At 68.4% G+C, this 14,964-nt stretch carries 18 protein-coding genes; 13 read left to right on the plus strand and 5 right to left on the minus strand.

All coding sequences use genetic code 11. The features are described from left to right. Window positions 1-24: 24 nt before the first annotated feature. The 3 genes from ACFXMV_RS20595 (at window position 25) to ACFXMV_RS20605 (ending at window position 1,688) form a co-directional block, all read left to right on the plus strand. On the plus strand, window positions 25-783 hold the full coding sequence (locus ACFXMV_RS20595; RefSeq protein ID WP_378503518.1) for a thymidylate synthase: 759 nt from the start codon (window positions 25-27) through the stop codon (window positions 781-783). Then, entirely contained in the window at window positions 783-1,268 is a 486-nt protein-coding gene (locus ACFXMV_RS20600; RefSeq protein WP_378501910.1) for a dihydrofolate reductase, read from the plus strand. The genes ACFXMV_RS20595 and ACFXMV_RS20600 overlap by 1 nt, the downstream gene beginning before the upstream one ends. An 87-nt stretch (window positions 1,269-1,355) precedes the next feature. Then, entirely contained in the window at window positions 1,356-1,688 is a 333-nt protein-coding gene (locus ACFXMV_RS20605; RefSeq protein ID WP_378501911.1) for a cupin domain-containing protein, read from the plus strand. 19 nt (window positions 1,689-1,707) lie between these two features. Here ACFXMV_RS20605 and ACFXMV_RS20610 read toward each other — a convergent pair whose 3' ends face one another. Next, on the minus strand, window positions 1,708-2,337 hold the full coding sequence (locus tag ACFXMV_RS20610; RefSeq protein ID WP_378501912.1) for a TetR/AcrR family transcriptional regulator: 630 nt from the start codon (window positions 2,335-2,337) through the stop codon (window positions 1,708-1,710). A gap of 205 nt (window positions 2,338-2,542) precedes the next feature. Here ACFXMV_RS20610 and ACFXMV_RS20615 point away from each other — a divergent pair, with 205 nt between their 5' ends. From ACFXMV_RS20615 to ACFXMV_RS20660, 10 genes are all read left to right on the plus strand, one after another. After that, on the plus strand, window positions 2,543-3,439 hold the full coding sequence (locus ACFXMV_RS20615) for a diiron oxygenase (protein WP_378503519.1): 897 nt from the start codon (window positions 2,543-2,545) through the stop codon (window positions 3,437-3,439). After that, a complete protein-coding gene (locus tag ACFXMV_RS20620; protein ID WP_378503503.1) occupies window positions 3,439-4,314 on the plus strand; it encodes a DUF4873 domain-containing protein in 876 nt (291 codons plus the stop codon). The genes ACFXMV_RS20615 and ACFXMV_RS20620 overlap by 1 nt, the downstream gene beginning before the upstream one ends. A gap of 21 nt (window positions 4,315-4,335) precedes the next feature. Further along, entirely contained in the window at window positions 4,336-4,971 is a 636-nt protein-coding gene (locus ACFXMV_RS20625; RefSeq protein ID WP_378499266.1) for an alpha/beta fold hydrolase, read from the plus strand. 46 nt (window positions 4,972-5,017) lie between these two features. Next, window positions 5,018-5,728, plus strand: a complete 711-nt coding sequence (locus tag ACFXMV_RS20630; RefSeq protein WP_378499265.1) for a response regulator — start codon at window positions 5,018-5,020, stop codon at window positions 5,726-5,728. Further along, on the plus strand, window positions 5,694-7,100 hold the full coding sequence (locus ACFXMV_RS20635; protein WP_378503504.1) for a sensor histidine kinase: 1,407 nt from the start codon (window positions 5,694-5,696) through the stop codon (window positions 7,098-7,100). The genes ACFXMV_RS20630 and ACFXMV_RS20635 overlap by 35 nt, the downstream gene beginning before the upstream one ends. Before the next feature lie 135 nt (window positions 7,101-7,235). After that, complete coding sequence (ectA, locus tag ACFXMV_RS20640) at window positions 7,236-7,742, plus strand: diaminobutyrate acetyltransferase (protein ID WP_378503505.1); 507 nt, start codon at window positions 7,236-7,238, stop codon at window positions 7,740-7,742. Beyond that, a complete protein-coding gene (gene ectB, locus ACFXMV_RS20645) occupies window positions 7,739-9,016 on the plus strand; it encodes a diaminobutyrate--2-oxoglutarate transaminase (RefSeq protein ID WP_378499262.1) in 1,278 nt (425 codons plus the stop codon). The genes ectA and ectB overlap by 4 nt, the downstream gene beginning before the upstream one ends. After that, entirely contained in the window at window positions 9,013-9,408 is a 396-nt protein-coding gene (locus ACFXMV_RS20650) for an ectoine synthase (protein ID WP_378499261.1), read from the plus strand. Before ectB ends, ACFXMV_RS20650 begins: the two co-directional genes overlap by 4 nt. A 57-nt stretch (window positions 9,409-9,465) precedes the next feature. After that, window positions 9,466-10,344, plus strand: coding sequence for a phytanoyl-CoA dioxygenase family protein (locus ACFXMV_RS20655; RefSeq protein ID WP_378499268.1), 879 nt, complete (start codon window positions 9,466-9,468; stop codon window positions 10,342-10,344). Between the two features lie 46 nt (window positions 10,345-10,390). Continuing rightward, on the plus strand, window positions 10,391-11,119 hold the full coding sequence (locus ACFXMV_RS20660) for an SRPBCC domain-containing protein (protein ID WP_378499260.1): 729 nt from the start codon (window positions 10,391-10,393) through the stop codon (window positions 11,117-11,119). Here the strand turns inward: ACFXMV_RS20660 and ACFXMV_RS20665 are convergent. From ACFXMV_RS20665 to ACFXMV_RS20680, 4 genes are all read right to left on the minus strand, one after another. Beyond that, window positions 11,116-11,757 (minus strand): Tat pathway signal protein, encoded by a 642-nt coding sequence (locus ACFXMV_RS20665; protein WP_378499259.1) that lies wholly within the window; start codon window positions 11,755-11,757, stop codon window positions 11,116-11,118. The genes ACFXMV_RS20660 and ACFXMV_RS20665 overlap by 4 nt on opposite strands. 122 nt (window positions 11,758-11,879) lie before the next feature. Further along, window positions 11,880-12,782 carry a universal stress protein gene (locus ACFXMV_RS20670; protein ID WP_378499258.1) on the minus strand — a complete coding sequence of 301 codons (903 nt, stop codon included), beginning with the start codon at window positions 12,780-12,782 and terminating at the stop codon, window positions 11,880-11,882. 212 nt (window positions 12,783-12,994) lie between these two features. Further along, on the minus strand, window positions 12,995-13,780 hold the full coding sequence (locus ACFXMV_RS20675; protein WP_378503506.1) for a hypothetical protein: 786 nt from the start codon (window positions 13,778-13,780) through the stop codon (window positions 12,995-12,997). Window positions 13,781-13,892: 112 nt separating this feature from the next. Next, window positions 13,893-14,933 carry an LLM class F420-dependent oxidoreductase gene (locus ACFXMV_RS20680; RefSeq protein WP_378499256.1) on the minus strand — a complete coding sequence of 347 codons (1,041 nt, stop codon included), beginning with the start codon at window positions 14,931-14,933 and terminating at the stop codon, window positions 13,893-13,895. Window positions 14,934-14,964: the final 31 nt, after the last annotated feature.

The following is a 14,964-nucleotide window of genomic DNA, read 5'->3' on the forward strand; positions in this document are numbered from 1 at the left end:
TACGAAGACCTCCTGCGACTCGTCATGGAGACCGGCACCCCGAAGGCGGACCGCACCGGCACCGGCACCCGCAGCGTGTTCGGCCACCAGATGCGCTTCGACCTGTCCGAGGGCTTCCCGCTGATCACCACCAAGAAGGTGCACCTCAAGTCCATCGTCTACGAGCTGCTGTGGTTCCTGCGCGGCGAGTCGAACGTCAAGTGGCTGCAGGATCGCGGCGTCACCATCTGGGACGAGTGGGCCTCGCCCGACGGTGAACTCGGCCCGGTCTACGGCGTGCAGTGGCGAAACTGGCCCACCCCGAGCGGCGAGCACATCGACCAGATCGCCCAGGTCGTCGAGACCCTCAAGACCAACCCCGATTCGCGCAGGATGATCGTCTCGGCGTGGAACGTCGGCGAGATCCCGCAGATGGCGCTCGCGCCGTGCCACGCCTTCTTCCAGTTCTACGTGGCCGACGGCAAGCTCAGCTGCCAGCTCTACCAGCGCAGCGCCGACCTGTTCCTCGGTGTGCCGTTCAACATCGCCAGCTACGCGCTGCTCACCCACATGGTCGCGGCGCAGACGGGCCTCGAGGTCGGCGATTTCATCTGGACCGGCGGCGACTGCCACATCTACGACAACCACGTGGATCAGGTCACCGAGCAGCTCGGCCGTCAACCCTACGAGTACCCGAAGCTGGTACTGGCGCCCCGCGACTCCATCTTCGACTACGAGTTCGAGGACATCGAGATCGTCGACTACCGCCACCACCCCGCCATCAAGGCGCCGGTGGCGATCTGATGATCGGACTCATCTGGGCGCAGAGCAGGACCGGAGTCATCGGGAAGGACGGGACGATCCCGTGGCGGATCCCCGAAGACATGGCCTACTTCAAGGACGCGACTACGGGCCATCCGGTGGTGATGGGCCGCAAGACCTGGGATTCGCTGCCGCCGCGGTTCCGGCCGCTGACGGACCGGCGGAATATCGTGGTGACCCGCGACGCGAACTGGCGGGCAGCGGGCGCCGAGACCGCGAACTCGGTCGAGGCCGCACTTGCCATGACGGGCCCGGCCGAGACCTGGGTGATCGGCGGCGGCCAAATCTATGCCGTCGCAATGCCGCTCGCCGACCGGCTGCTGGTGACCGAGGTGGATGTGGACGTCGAGGGCGACGCCTACGCGCCGACGATCAGCACCGAGTGGACGCCTGCGACCACCGGGGACTGGCAGGCCTCCGAGCGGGACGGACTGCGGTTCCGGTTCCGCACCTACATCCGCGACTGATCGGTTCGGCCAGTAACGCCCCACCGGTGTGGCGGTGCGTCATACTCCAAGGGCAGGTCTTTCCCCCAGCCCAAGGAGAGGCGCTTCATGGACAAGAAGTCATTGACAGCAGTCGCACGGCAGCAGCTCAAGCTGGCGGCCGCGGCCACCAGCGGCCGCAGCTCGCAGACCATCTACGGGGGCCATCAGCGCAGCCTCCGTCAGACGGTCGTCGGACTGAGCGCGGGCGAGGTGATGGCCGAACACGACAGTCCGGGCGAGGCCACCCTGCTGGTGCTCAGCGGCAAGCTGGCGCTGATCAGCGGCGAGGACTCCTGGAAGGGCTCGACCGGCGACATGCTGGTCATCCCGGCGGCCAGACACAGCGTCGAGGCACTCGAGGACGTGGCCTTCCTGCTCACCGTGGCCGTATCCAAGTAGCGGTCCCGACGAGCAGGAATCACCGAGCCCCTCGCACCAGCTCCGGGTCCGGCGCGGGTATGAACGCGATGGACAGCAGTGAGCTGACGAACTCGCGCAGCGACTTCTCCTGCGTGGTGTCCACGATCCCCTCGGTGACGATGAGTGACCCGATGATCCGAAAGGCCCACTCGGAGATGGCATTCGGACTGACCTCTGCGAGCTGCTCGGGCGAGAACAGTCGCTGAAAATGCGGGGTGAGCAGGTTCGCGCCGAGTTCGACGAAGGGCTTGGCCCGCACCGTGAACCACGGCAGGACCACGTCCGGGTCGTCGCGCAGCCCCTTCTGCAGCAACGGGTGCGCGCGGGCGTACTGCACGGCGAACACGATGGCGTCGACGAACCCGACCCGCAGATCCCGCTCTTGCCCCCGCAGCACCGGATCGAGCACCACGAAGAACTGCGTGATCTCCCGCTGGAACAGTGCCCCGAAGATCGCGTTCTGATCCCCGACGTACTTGTACACGGTCGGCCGGGACAGACCCGCGCGTTGCGCGATCGCCGCGTGCAGCCTGCTGGTGTACCCCAACTCGATCACGCACTCCTTCGCCGCATCCAGGATCTGCTCCCGAATTGCGTCCGGATCCGCTGGTCTCGCTGAAGGCCTCACCGGCCCGAGTCTATGGCGACACCTCCACGCCGCGGCGCCGACTGCACTGGAGCGAGCTCCAGTGTGAATTCAGTTCACAGGTATCTATTGACCCCACCCTCCGAGCGGTTTACGTTTTTAGTGAGAACGAAAACATGCACGTGAAATGCCCGGCACCGCAACCGGGATCGGCCGTGGCGGGCTCGAGCTCGATCAAGGAGATGCGATGTCGCATGCCACCACCCCGACGGGCCGGGAAACCGTCGCCGGCCGCCTACTGGCCGGATCGGTCAAGCGCTCCTATGCCCCCATCGTGGACATCGACTGGGACGCGCCACTGGCGAAGGACAAGTACTTCCTGCCCCCGCAGGTGCTCTCCCTGTACCGCACGCCGATGTGGGAGTCGATGAGCGAGGCGCAGCGGATCGAACTCTCCCGACAGGAGTCCGCGAACATCCTCAGCGTCGGGATCTGGTTCGAGAACATCCTCAACCAGGCCCTCCTGCGCGCCCTGCTGCACAACGACCCGAGCTCGCTGCACTCGCGCTACATGCTCACCGAGATGGGCGACGAGTGCAGACACATGACCATGTTCGGCCGCGCGATCGAGAAGATGGGCGCCAAGCCGTTCCAGCTGCGCCGACACCAGGCCGTCGTGGTCAACCTGCTGCCCAAGACCTTCCGCGGCACCATGCTCTGGGTGGCCGCCCTGATCGGCGAGGAGATCTTCGACGCCACCCAGCGCCGCGTACTCGACGATCCGCAGCTGCAGCCGATGATCTCGCGCCTGATGCAGATCCACGTCACCGAGGAGTCGCGACACATCCGCTTCGCCCGCGAGGGGGTGCGTCGCCGCGTCGCGGAGAGCCATCGGATCGACAAACTGTGGGTCGGATCGGTGCAGGGCATCGGCGGGCCGCTGTTCCAGCGACTGTTCACCAACCCGGCGATGTACGCGCGGGTCGGGCTCGATCCGAAGGAGGCGGTCAGGCAGGCGCGGACGAACCCGCACTTCAGGGAGACCCAACGCCGGGGGTTCGAGTCGTTGGCCGCGTTCCTCGACGAGAACGGGTTGATGCGGTCGAGTTCCCGCGCGATGTGGCGGCGCGGCGGGTTCCTGTGATGCCCGGGACCGAGGTGCTCATCGTCGGCGCCGGATCGACCGGACCGCGCATCGCGCGCCTGCTCGAGCACTCCGGACGGCACGGCGTCGTCGTCGTGGTCGACGAGTCGGACCGGGCTGCGGTCACCTCCTGCGAGTTCGACGAGGCGGCCGACCGATGGCGGGTGCGGACCGCATCGGGCGACGTCCACCGCCCGCGCATCGTGGCGGCGGGACTCGCCGTCCCGGCGCTGGGCCGAGGCGGGGTGAGCCTCGAGGAGTCCATGCGGGACGCGGTCGCGTACCTCGGGGTCTCGCTGGCCGGGTTCCCCAACTTCTTCCTCATCACCGACCGGAACGCCGGCCAGGCGGCGCACCACATCCTCGCCTGCCTGAAAATGATGGACTCCGAGGCGGCGACCCGGATCGAGGTGCGGGCGGGCGCGCAGCGGGACTTCAACAGGATCATCAATCGCACACCCGTTGGCTCGCTGTGGAGGTCGAGACGCCGCGCCGTCCACGGCCCCCGGCGGAACGCCTTCGAACTCAGCAATCTCGAGGAGCGCGAGGATGACGCCGCCTACGCGGGCGCCGCGAGGCTGTCGACGACTGAGCTGGCCCTGGCGGTGGAGGTCCATCTGAGCGGGCACTTCGAGCCGCTCGACGGGAACTACCACTGGTACGGCCGGGTCGCGGGCGACGGCCTGACCGAGCTGAAGCGGCGCGGCCGCTCCGCGCTCCACCTCACCATCCCTGGTGGACCCGAGACGGCCGCGACCCTGGGCGAGCAGGATCCCTGGGGCAACTACCGGATCACCGGGGTTGGCGCGCCCCCGTTCCCGCTCGAGCGGGTGGAGGTCGTGGCCCGGTCGACCTCGGGTACTCGGGCGAATTGACACAGCGTTAGGTTCAGGGTCATGACTGAGCTGTTCGAACGCGAGGGCGTGAGCGGCGTACTGCATCGGCCGGCCGGGGGTCCTGCGGGCGCCCTGCTTCTCGCGCACGGCGCGGGCGGCAACCGCGACGCCAAGATGTTGCAGCGGGCGGCAACGGAATTCGCGGAGCGCGGGCTGCTCGTCCTCCGCTACGACCTGCCGTTCCGCCAGCGTCGACCGAAGGGTCCCCCGAGCCCGTCCACCGCGGATCAGGATCGCCGGGGCATCGCAGCCGCGGCGGAGGCGATGCGCGAACTCGCCTCGGGCCCAGTGATTCTCGGCGGACACTCGTACGGAGGACGCCAGTCCAGCATGCTCGCCGCCGAGCAGCCCCTGGTCTGCGACGGGCTGGTGCTGTTCTCGTATCCGCTGCACCCGCCGGGCAAGCCGGAGAAGGCCAGGACCGCGCACCTGCCGGATCTGCGCGTGCCCTGCGTGTTCGTGCACGGCACCCGGGATCCGTTCGGCACCCCGGACGAGATGCGGGCCGCCCTCGCACTCGTCACCGCGCCGAGCCGGCTGGTCCTGGTCGAAGGCACCGGGCACGACCTCGCACCGGACAAGAGCGAAGCCGCGACGCTGGCGGCGCTGGCTGCCGTCGAGTTGTTCGACCTCTGACACGCCAGCTGCGGGATCACGCGGACCGTTTGCGAGGATGGCACCCATGTGCGCCAATATCCTGATAGTCGAGGATGACGACCGCGTTCGCGCTTCGCTACGGCTCGCGCTCGAGGACGAGGGCTACGAGGTGGACGAGGCGGCGGACGCGGAATCCGCACTGACCAAACTCGGACGCTCCGGCGCGCCGGACGTGATGCTCGTCGACCTGATGCTCGGCGACATGGACGGTTTCACCTGCATCCGGCAGGTCCGGCACGAGCACGACGTGCCGATCATCGTGGTCAGCGCCCGCGACGATACGCACGACGTGGTTGCCGCGCTGGAGGCCGGCGCCGACGACTACGTCACCAAGCCGTTCGAGATCAAGGAGATCACCGCCCGGATCCGCGCCCTGCGCCGCCGGGCCGGTGCCACCGCGGAGCGCTCGGCCCCGACGGAGGTTCACCTGGACACCGATCCGGCCGCGCCACTCGTCCTGTCGCCAGGAGGCGGCACGATCCGCCGCGGCGAGGAGGAGCTTCACCTGACCCTGACCGAGTTCCGGCTGCTGTGCGAGCTGGCAGAGGCGCCGGGGCGGGTGCTCAGCCGAAGCATCCTGCTCGACCGGGTGTGGGATCGCGGCTTCTTCGGCGACGAGCGGATCGTCGACGTGCATGTGCGCCGGCTCCGGACGAAGATCGAGAGGGATCCATCCGATCCCCGGATCGTGGTGACCGTCCGTGGGCTCGGCTACCGGCTCGATGCGCCCCGCTAGGCGCGGGCCAGGCGGCCTCGGCCTGCGCGGCCGCGTCATCCTGTCGTTCGCCGTCGGCGCGGGACTGGTGTCACTGATGCTCTCGCTGTCCGTCTTCACCATCAGCCGCGGCTACATGGAGGGGCAACGGGAGCGATCGGCCGAACGGCAGGCCACCACCCACGCCGACTTCGTCCGGAACCTGCTCGACAACCCGAATGCGTCCGCCGCGGCCGTCCTGGGCGCGCTGGACCTGCCGGTCGATGCAATGGTGTTGCTGCACTCCGACTCTCAGTGGTTCAGCTCCGACCCCAAAGCCGGGCCGGAGATCCTGCCGGAGGCCGCGCTCGAGGCAGGCGCCGTAGCGCACACGACCGTTCACGGACAGCCGTACCTCGCGGTCGCCGTTCCCCTCGACTCGCGCGGCGACATCCTCTACGAACTCGCCCCGACGATCGAACTGCATTCCACCCTGCGCGTGCTGCGGGTGGTGTTGATCCTGTGCGCCCTGGCCGCCACGGCCTGCGGGGCCGCGTTCGGATTCTGGGCCAGCCGACGGGTGCTGGCACCGCTGCACCAGCTCGCGGGTACCGCCGCCCGGATCGCGGGCGGTGAACTGGACACCCGGCTGCCCGACACGCGGGACCGCGACCTGGCCACCATCATCGACTCGTTCAACGCCATGATCGACTCTCTCCAGCAACGCATCGAACGCGAGCGCCGGTTCTTCGGCGACGTCAGCCACGAGCTGCGTACCCCGCTGACCACCCTCGTCACCAGCGTGGGTGTGCTCGGCAGGAACCAGGACGACCTGCCCGACCGGTCCCGTCGCGCCCTGCACCTGATCACCGCGGAACTCGACCACCTGCGCCGTCTGCTCGACGACCTGCTCGCGCTGGCCCGGTCCGAGGCCGGCCTGCACCAGGACGATTTCGAGCCGATGGCGGCGGGCGATCTGCTCAAGTACACCCTCGCCGATTCCCGCCGCCCGGCACACCTGCTCCGTGCCGAGTCCGACGTCCGGATCAGTGGCCGCAAGCTCGCCCTCGAACGCGCCTTCCTCAACCTGATGGACAACGCCGACCGGCACGGCCGCGGACTGATCGGGGTCACCGTGCGGCGGGTCGGCACGGACGCGGTTGTCCTGGTCGACGACGCAGGTCCGGGCGTGGCCGAATCGGAACGGACCCGAATCTTCGAGCGCTTCGCGACCGCGCATCCCGGCCGTCGTTCCACCACCGGCAGTGGCACCGGCCTGGGGCTGGCCCTGGTCGCCGAGACCGTGGCCGCGCACGGAGGCCGGGTGGAGTGCGTGGCGCGGCCGGGCGGCGGTGCGCGGTTCGTCGTCACCCTGCCGGGCATCCCGACGGACCCGACAGGCATCGATTCGTAACACGACTGCAAAGTGGTCGCCCGTCCAGCTCAATATGGGTCGTCCAGCCTGGTTTGAGAACAGCTCATCCCCGGCAGACGGAGCCCCATGCAGATCCCGCCATCGACCGACCAACCTTTCGTCAAGCGTGCGCGCATGCGGTCCGAGGTGGTGCTGCGGCGGCCTCGACTCGACGACGGCATCCGGATCTGGCAGATCGCACGGGACTCGGCGGTGCTCGACCTCAATTCGAGCTACGCCTACCTGCTGTGGTGTCGGGATTTCGGCGACACCTCCGTGGTCGCCGAGATCGACGGTGTGGTCGTCGGTTTCGTCACCGGCTATCTCCGTCCCAGCGCTCCGGCCACGCTGTTCGTCTGGCAGGTTGCCGTCGATGTCGCCCACCGCGGTCGCGGCATCGGTGTCGCGATGCTCGACTGGTTGCTCGACGGGCTCGCGTCGCGGTCGGTCCTGCTCCTGGAAACCACCATCACCCGCAACAACACCGGCTCCGTCGCGATGTTCAGTGCGCTCGCCCGCCTCCGCGGCACCGCGATCTCGAGCCGGCCGCTGTTCGACGCCATGCACTTTCCCGACCACCACCTCGCCGAGGCGCTCTACACGGTAGGACCGACCACCGATCCGGACAGGACCAATCAGTGACCACCACCGAGACCACGATCTTCGAATCGCTCGAATCGGAAGTCCGTAGCTACAGCAGGAATTGGCCGACCGTGTTCGACACGGCCAAGGGCACCTGGATTCGCGACGAGACGGGCCGCGACTACCTCGACTTCTTCTCGGGCGCGGGGGCGCTGAACTACGGCCACAACAACCCCGTCCTCAAGCAGGCCCTGCTCGACTACATCGCCGGCGACGGCATCACCCATGGCCTCGACATGTCGACGGTGGCCAAACGCCGCCTCCTCGAGACCTTCGAGCAGAGAATTCTGCTCCCACGAGGTCTCGACTACAAGGTGCAGTTCCCCGGACCGACAGGGACGAACGCGGTCGAGGCGGCACTCAAGCTCGCCAGGAAGGTGACCGGTCGTACGTCAATCGTCAGTTTTACCAATGCTTTTCATGGGATGACCCTCGGATCCCTCTCCGTGACGGGCAACGCGATGAAGCGCGCGGGTGCGGGTGTTCCGCTGGTACATGCCACTCCGATGCCGTTCGACAGGTACTTGGGCGGTGTCGCCGACGACTTCGACTGGTTCGCACGGACTCTCGACGATTCTGGATCCGGGCTGAACCGGCCCGCCGCGGTCATCGTGGAGACGGTGCAGGGCGAGGGCGGGGTCAACGTCGCGCGTCCCGAATGGCTGCGGGCCCTGGCGGACCTCTGCGCGCAGCGCGGGATCCTGCTGATCGTCGACGACGTGCAGATGGGGTGTGGCCGCACGGGACCGTTCTTCTCGTTCGAGGTCGCGGGTATCACGCCCGATATCGTCACGCTGTCCAAGTCGATCGGCGGCTACGGAATGCCACTGGCGCTCACGCTGTTCAAGCCGGAACTCGACGTGTGGGCCCCCGGCGAACACAACGGCACCTTCCGCGGCAACAACCCGGCATTCGTCACCGCGCAGGCGGCCCTCGAGCAGTACTGGTCCGACGACTGGCTCGAACAGTCGGTTCGCGCCAAGGGCGAACGCGTCCAGCGGGCGCTGACCGCCCTGTCCGAGACGTACCGCGGAGTCTCGACACGTGGACGCGGCCTCGTGCAGGGGTTGGTCTTCGAGGACGCCTCGCAGGCGGGAAAGGTGTGTCAGCTGGCCTTCGACAACGGGTTGCTCGCCGAGACATCGGGGCCATGCGACGAGGTGGTCAAGCTCCTGCCGCCGCTGACCGTCACCGACGAAGAACTCGACCTGGGCATGGGCATCCTCACCGATTCCGTCGACCTCATCTGCACCGAACGGGAGTACCGAGCATGATCGTCAGGTCCACCGCCGACATCACCGACACCGTCCGCGACGTCACCAGCTCCGACGGCAACTGGCGCAGCAAGCGCATCGTGCTCGGCGACGACCGGGTGGGTTTCTCGTTCCACGAGACCACGATTCGCGCGGGCAGCGTCAACGAGTTCCACTACGCGCACCACGTCGAGGCGGTCTGGCTCCTCGAGGGCGAGGGCACACTGACCGACCTGGAGACCGGCGTCCGCTACGAACTCGGTCCCGGTTCGATGTACCTACTGGACGGACACGAACGGCACCGGGTCGAACCCAGGACACCGATGCGGATGATGTGCGTGTTCAACCCGCCCGTCACCGGGCGCGAGGTGCACGACGAGAACGGCGTCTACCCACTCATTCTGGTCGAGTAGCCCCGAATTCGACTCCACGAACCGACATTACGAACCACGACTATCTGATGGGTGATCATGGCGGTAACGGCCCAGCCGGCTGACACGACCGACTACTACCAAACCCGGGTCAACGCACGACCCGAGACGACCGAGCGGCTGCACCCCGTCCTGTGGGGCGGCACCGCGCGCACCCCCGAGTTCGACGCGTTCGCCCGCCGCGGCTACCTGCAGCGCGATCGGGTGGTCTCCCCGAACACGGTGGAGGCGTGCCTGTCGGAGATCGGCCGGATCGCCCGCGACCCGGCCCTGCGCGGGGACCAGCGGATCGTCCGGGAGGAGGGCGGCGACGCGGTCAGGTCCATCTTCGACATCGCCGAGATCAGCGAGGTCATCCGCGACGCGATCGACGAGTCCGGCGCGGCCGAGTTCGCCCGCGAGATCCTCGCCTCGGACGTCTACGTGTATCAAAGCCGGTTGAACTACAAGCCCGGGTTCGCGGGCGGCGCTTTCTACTGGCATTCGGACTTCGAGACCTGGCACGCCGAGGACGGGATGCCCGCGCCGCGGGCCGTGAGCGCCTCGATCGCGTTGACCCGCAACGAGACCTTCAACGGTCCGTTGATGATCATGCCGGGCACACAGCACCAGTTCGTGCAGTGCGCAGGCGAGACCCCAGCGGACTTCTACCAGGAATCCCTGGTGACGACGACGCCGCGGATCGGGGTGCCAAGCGAGGCGGAGATCACCGGGATGTACTCGACGCACGGCATCGACGTGCTGACCGGTCCCGCGGGTTCGATGACGGTATTCGACTGCAACGTCCTGCATGCCTCGGGAGGGAACATCACCCCGGTACCTCGGGCGAACGTATTCGTGGTGTTCAACAGCGTCGAGAACCGACTGGGCCCGCCGTTCTCCGGTTCCGCGCCCCGGCCGTCCTTCCTCGCCAGATAGGGGCGAGGGCGTGCCATTCGCAGCGTGATGCAGCAGGATTGGGCTGGTGACCGGACCCGAGATCGTCATCGAGACCACCATCGCGGCCGAACCGCAGCGCGTGTGGCGGGCGCTGCGCGATCCCGCGCTCATCCGCCGCTGGCACGGCTGGGAGTACGACGGTCCCGGCGGCCTCGACGACGAGATCCGCGAGATCTTCCTCGAGGGCGCCGTGGAGGACGCCCGCGCCCTGGCGCTGACGGCCTCGGGCGGCGATCGGTTCACCCTGACGCCAGGCGAAGGCGGAACCGTCGTACGGATCACCCGGTCCGCCAAGGGATTCCACCCGGAATGGGACGACTGGTACGAGGACATCACCGAGGGCTGGACGACGTTCCTGCAGCAGCTGAAGTTCGGCCTGGAGCGGCACGACCTCGCCGAGCGTCGCACCCTCTATCTCGACGGACCGACCCACGGTGCCACCGCGATGGAGATGCTCGGCGTGGCCGGGATAACCACGCCGCCCGGGTCCGCGTACACCGCGCTCGTCGCGACCGGCGACGCCCTCAGCGGCACGGTCTGGTTCCGCTCCCCCAAGCAACTGGGACTGACGGTCGACGCCCTCGGCCCTGGCCTGCTGATCCTCGCGATCCAGCCCGAGAACGAGCAGCGCCCCGGCGGCGGCGCCCAGATGATTCTGAGCACCTACGGCCGGGGCGCCGAGGAGTTCGCGGCCCTCACGGACCGGTGGACCCACTGGTGGGACACCCGCGAGAGCCCCGGGACCTGCTGTTAGCCCATCACCATGCCCATGCTCGGCATCCAGATGGTGCTCTTGACGACGTCCTCTGCCTTCGGGCCGACCTTGTGCCAGAGCGAGCCGTAGACGGCGCCGACGACCATGCCCTTGCCGACGCCAAGAGGCGCGGTGGAGATGACGGTGGGGACGACCTTGTTGTTCTGGTCGAGCCGGGTGATGCCGCTGGTCCCGTTGGCCAGGCTGTACCAGACCACGTTCAGCTCGGCACCCGCCTGATTGTCGGCGATGGTGCCGGGTCCGCCGAAGAAGCCGAACCGGAACTCGTTGTTCATGTTGGTGGCCACGCCTGCGCCGTAGAGCTGGCCGAGGACGTCGCCGCCCTGCCCGGTGTCGGAGTAGGCGGGGATCGGGAAGATCTGCCCTGGCAGCGACAGCACCGGCTTCCCGACGCCCTTCGACACGTCCTGCGGCGAGCTGATCAGCCGCTCGATCGCCGCCTCGGCCTCGGGATTGCCTGCTGCCGCGGCACGCAGCCCGGTCGTGGCGGCGCCGAGGTCGGCGGCGGGTGCGGTCACGGGTGCGGCGGCGGCCGTCCCGGTGAAGATCGCGATGGCGGCTGCTGCGGACGTGAGGGCCGCGGCGAGTCGGCGGCCGACGGTGAATCGCTGCTTCATTTGGGCTCCATTCCGAAGAGTTAGCTACCAAAAGCATCGGAGCCGGTCGGTTTGCGTTACAGACGACCGTGCGCGTGTTGTACCCCAATCGGGGTGCAACACGCGCACGTGCGGCGCAGCCGCTAATGCTTTTTCGGCGCGCGCACGATGAGCACCGGGCAGTCCGCGGTGCGCATCAGCGCGTTGCTGGTCGAGCCGAGGAGCATGCCCCTGAACCCGCCGCGGCCATGGCTGCCGACCACCAGTACCTGCGCCCGCTCGGCGTATTCGCTGAGGACGCGGACCGGGCGATCCCTGGCCACCACCCGCTGGACATCGACGTCGGGATACCGCTCGGACCAGCCGGCGAGCCGCTCGGACAGCACTTCCTCCTCAAACGACTGGATCCCGCTCCAGTGCGGGTCGTCGGAGGTGGCGCCAAGCGAGGGCTGCACCGACACGTCGCTCCACACGTGGACCGCGATCAGCGACGCGTGCCGGACTGAGGCCTCCTCGAACGCGACCGCGACCGCGGCCTCGCTGATCTCCGAGCCGTCGACGCCGACGACGACGGGTCCCTCCGTCGGCGGCCTGCCGTCGAGCGTGCGGCCGCGGACCACCGCGACGGGGGCCGTCGAATGCGACGACACCGCGACGGTGACCGAGCCCATCAGCGCCCCGGTGAACTCCCCGAGCCCACGCGACCCGAGCACGATCATCGCCGCGCTGTCGGAGTACTGCAGCAGCGTCTCGGCGATCTGCCCGTCGTGCAGCTTGGTGCTGACGTCGAGCGTGCCCAGTCCGTCCACGGCCTGCGCGGCGAGCACCGCCGCACCGTCGAGGTGGGCTCGGCCTGCGTCCTTGAGGTCATCGCCGTAGCCCCGGGCCAGATAGGGCTCGGTGTAGTAGTACGCAGGAACGTGCACCACCGACACGAGGACCAACGGCGCACCCCTCATCGCCGCGGTGCGGGCCGCCCACGCCACCGCCGCCGACGAGGATTCGGATCCGTCCACACCCACCACGATGGGCTTTCCTGCGCTCATGGTTCTCCCTTCACGATCACGATTGATCTGCCTCGGACCATTGTCCTGAATTTCCTCGCGCCCCGTCAGAGTCAAAGGTCACTGTTACGGACCGATCGCTGTTGCGAGCACCCCGCGCGGATTTCGCCGAGAGTGCACATCCGGTCGCCGGCTCTCGCCCGATGCACCCGCAACTGCACGCTCGGCCGCGAAAGCCCGGCGTCGAGCCCGGGTCAGCCCCGCTCGGCGTCGCCGAGATAGTCGGTCAGCGACCCCGCGCGGCGCCCCGCCACGATCGCCGCGCCGCGGATGGCCGCGAACCAGACCAGCACCGACAACACGCTCGCCGACAGCACGAAGCCGACCCGTCCGTCCGCGCTGAGCACCGCCCCGACGTCGAACGGCGGCAGCAGGTGGAACATCAGCAGGGGCACTGCGAGGACCACGAGAATCCCGGCCGGGAACACCCCGTATGGCAGCACCACCAGCACCAGCCAGCGCGCCACGACCGACCAGAACCGGCGCCGGTTCGCCCACCGCCAACGCAGCGATCGCTGGTGATAGGGGAAGACGACGCCCACCCAACCCGACAATGCCAGCGGGCCGAGCGGGATCACCCACAATCCGGCCGCCATCAGCGCGGCCAGGGTCAGATCGTGTTCGACGATCCCCACCGCGAGCGCGACCGTTGCGCAGACCGGGGCCACCATCAGCCACAGCACGACCGTCTTGGCCCGCAGCAGCCGTTCGAGCGCGGCGCCGTCGGTCAGCACGGCGAGCGCATCGCCCGGATCCTGGCCGAGCACATTGGTCGCCGACACGTCCGCGTACATCCAGCCGGCCAGCGCGATCGGGAAACCCCACGTACCGGTGAAGTCGAACAGCCAGCTGCGCGGGATCAAGAACCATGCGACCGAGACGAGCGCGGCGTTCCCCAGAACCGTCAGCGGGACCTGCGCGGGCCACCGCCACGCCCGCACCCACTCCGAGCGAACGGTGGCGGCCAGGGTTCCGCGCATCCCTCGACCCTAGATACCCGCGCGGTTCTGTGATCCTCGTTGCGCCGAAAGTGCACCTCCCGTCGCCCCTGCTCGGGCGATGCACCGGTAGGTGCACTCTCGGCGCCCGAACTCAGTCGATCAGGTTGCGGAAGTCCTCGATCAGCTTGACCCGACCGGCCGAGTCGCCTGCCAGCGGGGAGACGGTCAGCGTGGTCACGCCCGCCTCGGCGAACGCCGCGACCCTCTCCTTGACGTACCCGGCGGGACCGATCAGGGAGATCGCGCGGACCAGCTCGTCGGGCACCGCGGCCGCGGCCTCCTGCTTCTTGCCGGACAGGTACAGCTCCTGGATGGTCGCGGCTTCCTTCTCGTAGCCGTACCGGCAGGCGAGGTCGTTGTAGAAGTTCTTGCCCTTGGCGCCCATGCCACCGATGTACAGCGCCAGGCTCGGCTTGATCCACTCGAGCAGGTGGTCGACGTCCTCGCCGATCGCCAGCGCGGGGCCTGCATAGATCTGCAGCTCGCCCAGGCCCGGGTCACGCTTGGCCTTGCCTGCCGCGAGGGACTCGCCCCACACGCTCTCGGCGCGCTCGGGATCGAAGAAGATCGGCTGCCAGCCCTCGGCGATCTCGGCGGTCAGCGCGACGTTCTTCGGGCCGAGCGCGGCGATGACGATCGGGATGCGCTCGCGCACGGGGTGGTTGATCAGCTTGAGCGGCTTGCCGAGTCCGGTGCCCTTCTCGGCGGGCAGCGGCACCTGGTAATACTTGCCGTCGTACTGGACCTTCTCGCGCCGCCACACCTGTCGGCAGATGTCGACGATCTCCCGGGTCCGGCCGAGCGGTGCGGTGTAGGGCACGCCGTGGAAGCCCTCGATCACCTGCGGTCCGGACGCGCCGAGGCCGAGCACGAACCGGCCGTCCGAGACGAAGTCGAGGCCTGCCGCGGTCATCGCCATCAGCGACGGGGTGCGGGTGTAGATCTGGAAGATGCCCGACGCCAACTCGATCGTCGAGGTCTTCGCCGCGAGGAAACCGAGCTGACTGACCGCGTCGAAGGAGTAGGCCTCCGCGATGAAGGCGATGTCGAGGCCGGCCCGCTCGAGGTCCGCGACCTCCGCGACGGTCTCGGCGAACCCGCCGCTGTAGGTGATCTGCATTCCGACTCGCACCCGGACACCTCTAATCGACTCGATGTGAATT

The organism is Rhodococcus sp. NPDC059179 (assembly GCF_042754885.1).
Taxonomy (GTDB): Bacteria; Actinomycetota; Actinomycetes; order Mycobacteriales; family Mycobacteriaceae; genus Rhodococcus_G.

Bases quoted from the DNA above. Each gene is read 5' to 3' on its own strand.
- ACFXMV_RS20595 (WP_378503518.1), top strand. From the start codon at position 25: ATGGAGACCGGCACCCCGAAGGCGGACCGCACCGGCACCGGCACCCGC.
- ACFXMV_RS20600 (WP_378501910.1), top strand. From the start codon at position 783: ATGATCGGACTCATCTGGGCGCAGAGCAGGACCGGAGTCATCGGGAAG.
- ACFXMV_RS20605 (WP_378501911.1), top strand. From the start codon at position 1,356: ATGGACAAGAAGTCATTGACAGCAGTCGCACGGCAGCAGCTCAAGCTG.
- ACFXMV_RS20615 (WP_378503519.1), top strand. From the start codon at position 2,543: ATGTCGCATGCCACCACCCCGACGGGCCGGGAAACCGTCGCCGGCCGC.
- ACFXMV_RS20620 (WP_378503503.1), top strand. From the start codon at position 3,439: ATGCCCGGGACCGAGGTGCTCATCGTCGGCGCCGGATCGACCGGACCG.
- ACFXMV_RS20625 (WP_378499266.1), top strand. From the start codon at position 4,336: ATGACTGAGCTGTTCGAACGCGAGGGCGTGAGCGGCGTACTGCATCGG.
- ACFXMV_RS20630 (WP_378499265.1), top strand. From the start codon at position 5,018: ATGTGCGCCAATATCCTGATAGTCGAGGATGACGACCGCGTTCGCGCT.
- ectA (WP_378503505.1), top strand. From the start codon at position 7,236: ATGCGGTCCGAGGTGGTGCTGCGGCGGCCTCGACTCGACGACGGCATC.
- ACFXMV_RS20650 (WP_378499261.1), top strand. From the start codon at position 9,013: ATGATCGTCAGGTCCACCGCCGACATCACCGACACCGTCCGCGACGTC.
- ACFXMV_RS20655 (WP_378499268.1), top strand. From the start codon at position 9,466: ATGGCGGTAACGGCCCAGCCGGCTGACACGACCGACTACTACCAAACC.
- ACFXMV_RS20665 (WP_378499259.1), bottom strand. From the start codon at position 11,757: ATGAAGCAGCGATTCACCGTCGGCCGCCGACTCGCCGCGGCCCTCACG.
- ACFXMV_RS20670 (WP_378499258.1), bottom strand. From the start codon at position 12,782: ATGAGCGCAGGAAAGCCCATCGTGGTGGGTGTGGACGGATCCGAATCC.
- ACFXMV_RS20675 (WP_378503506.1), bottom strand. From the start codon at position 13,780: ATGCGCGGAACCCTGGCCGCCACCGTTCGCTCGGAGTGGGTGCGGGCG.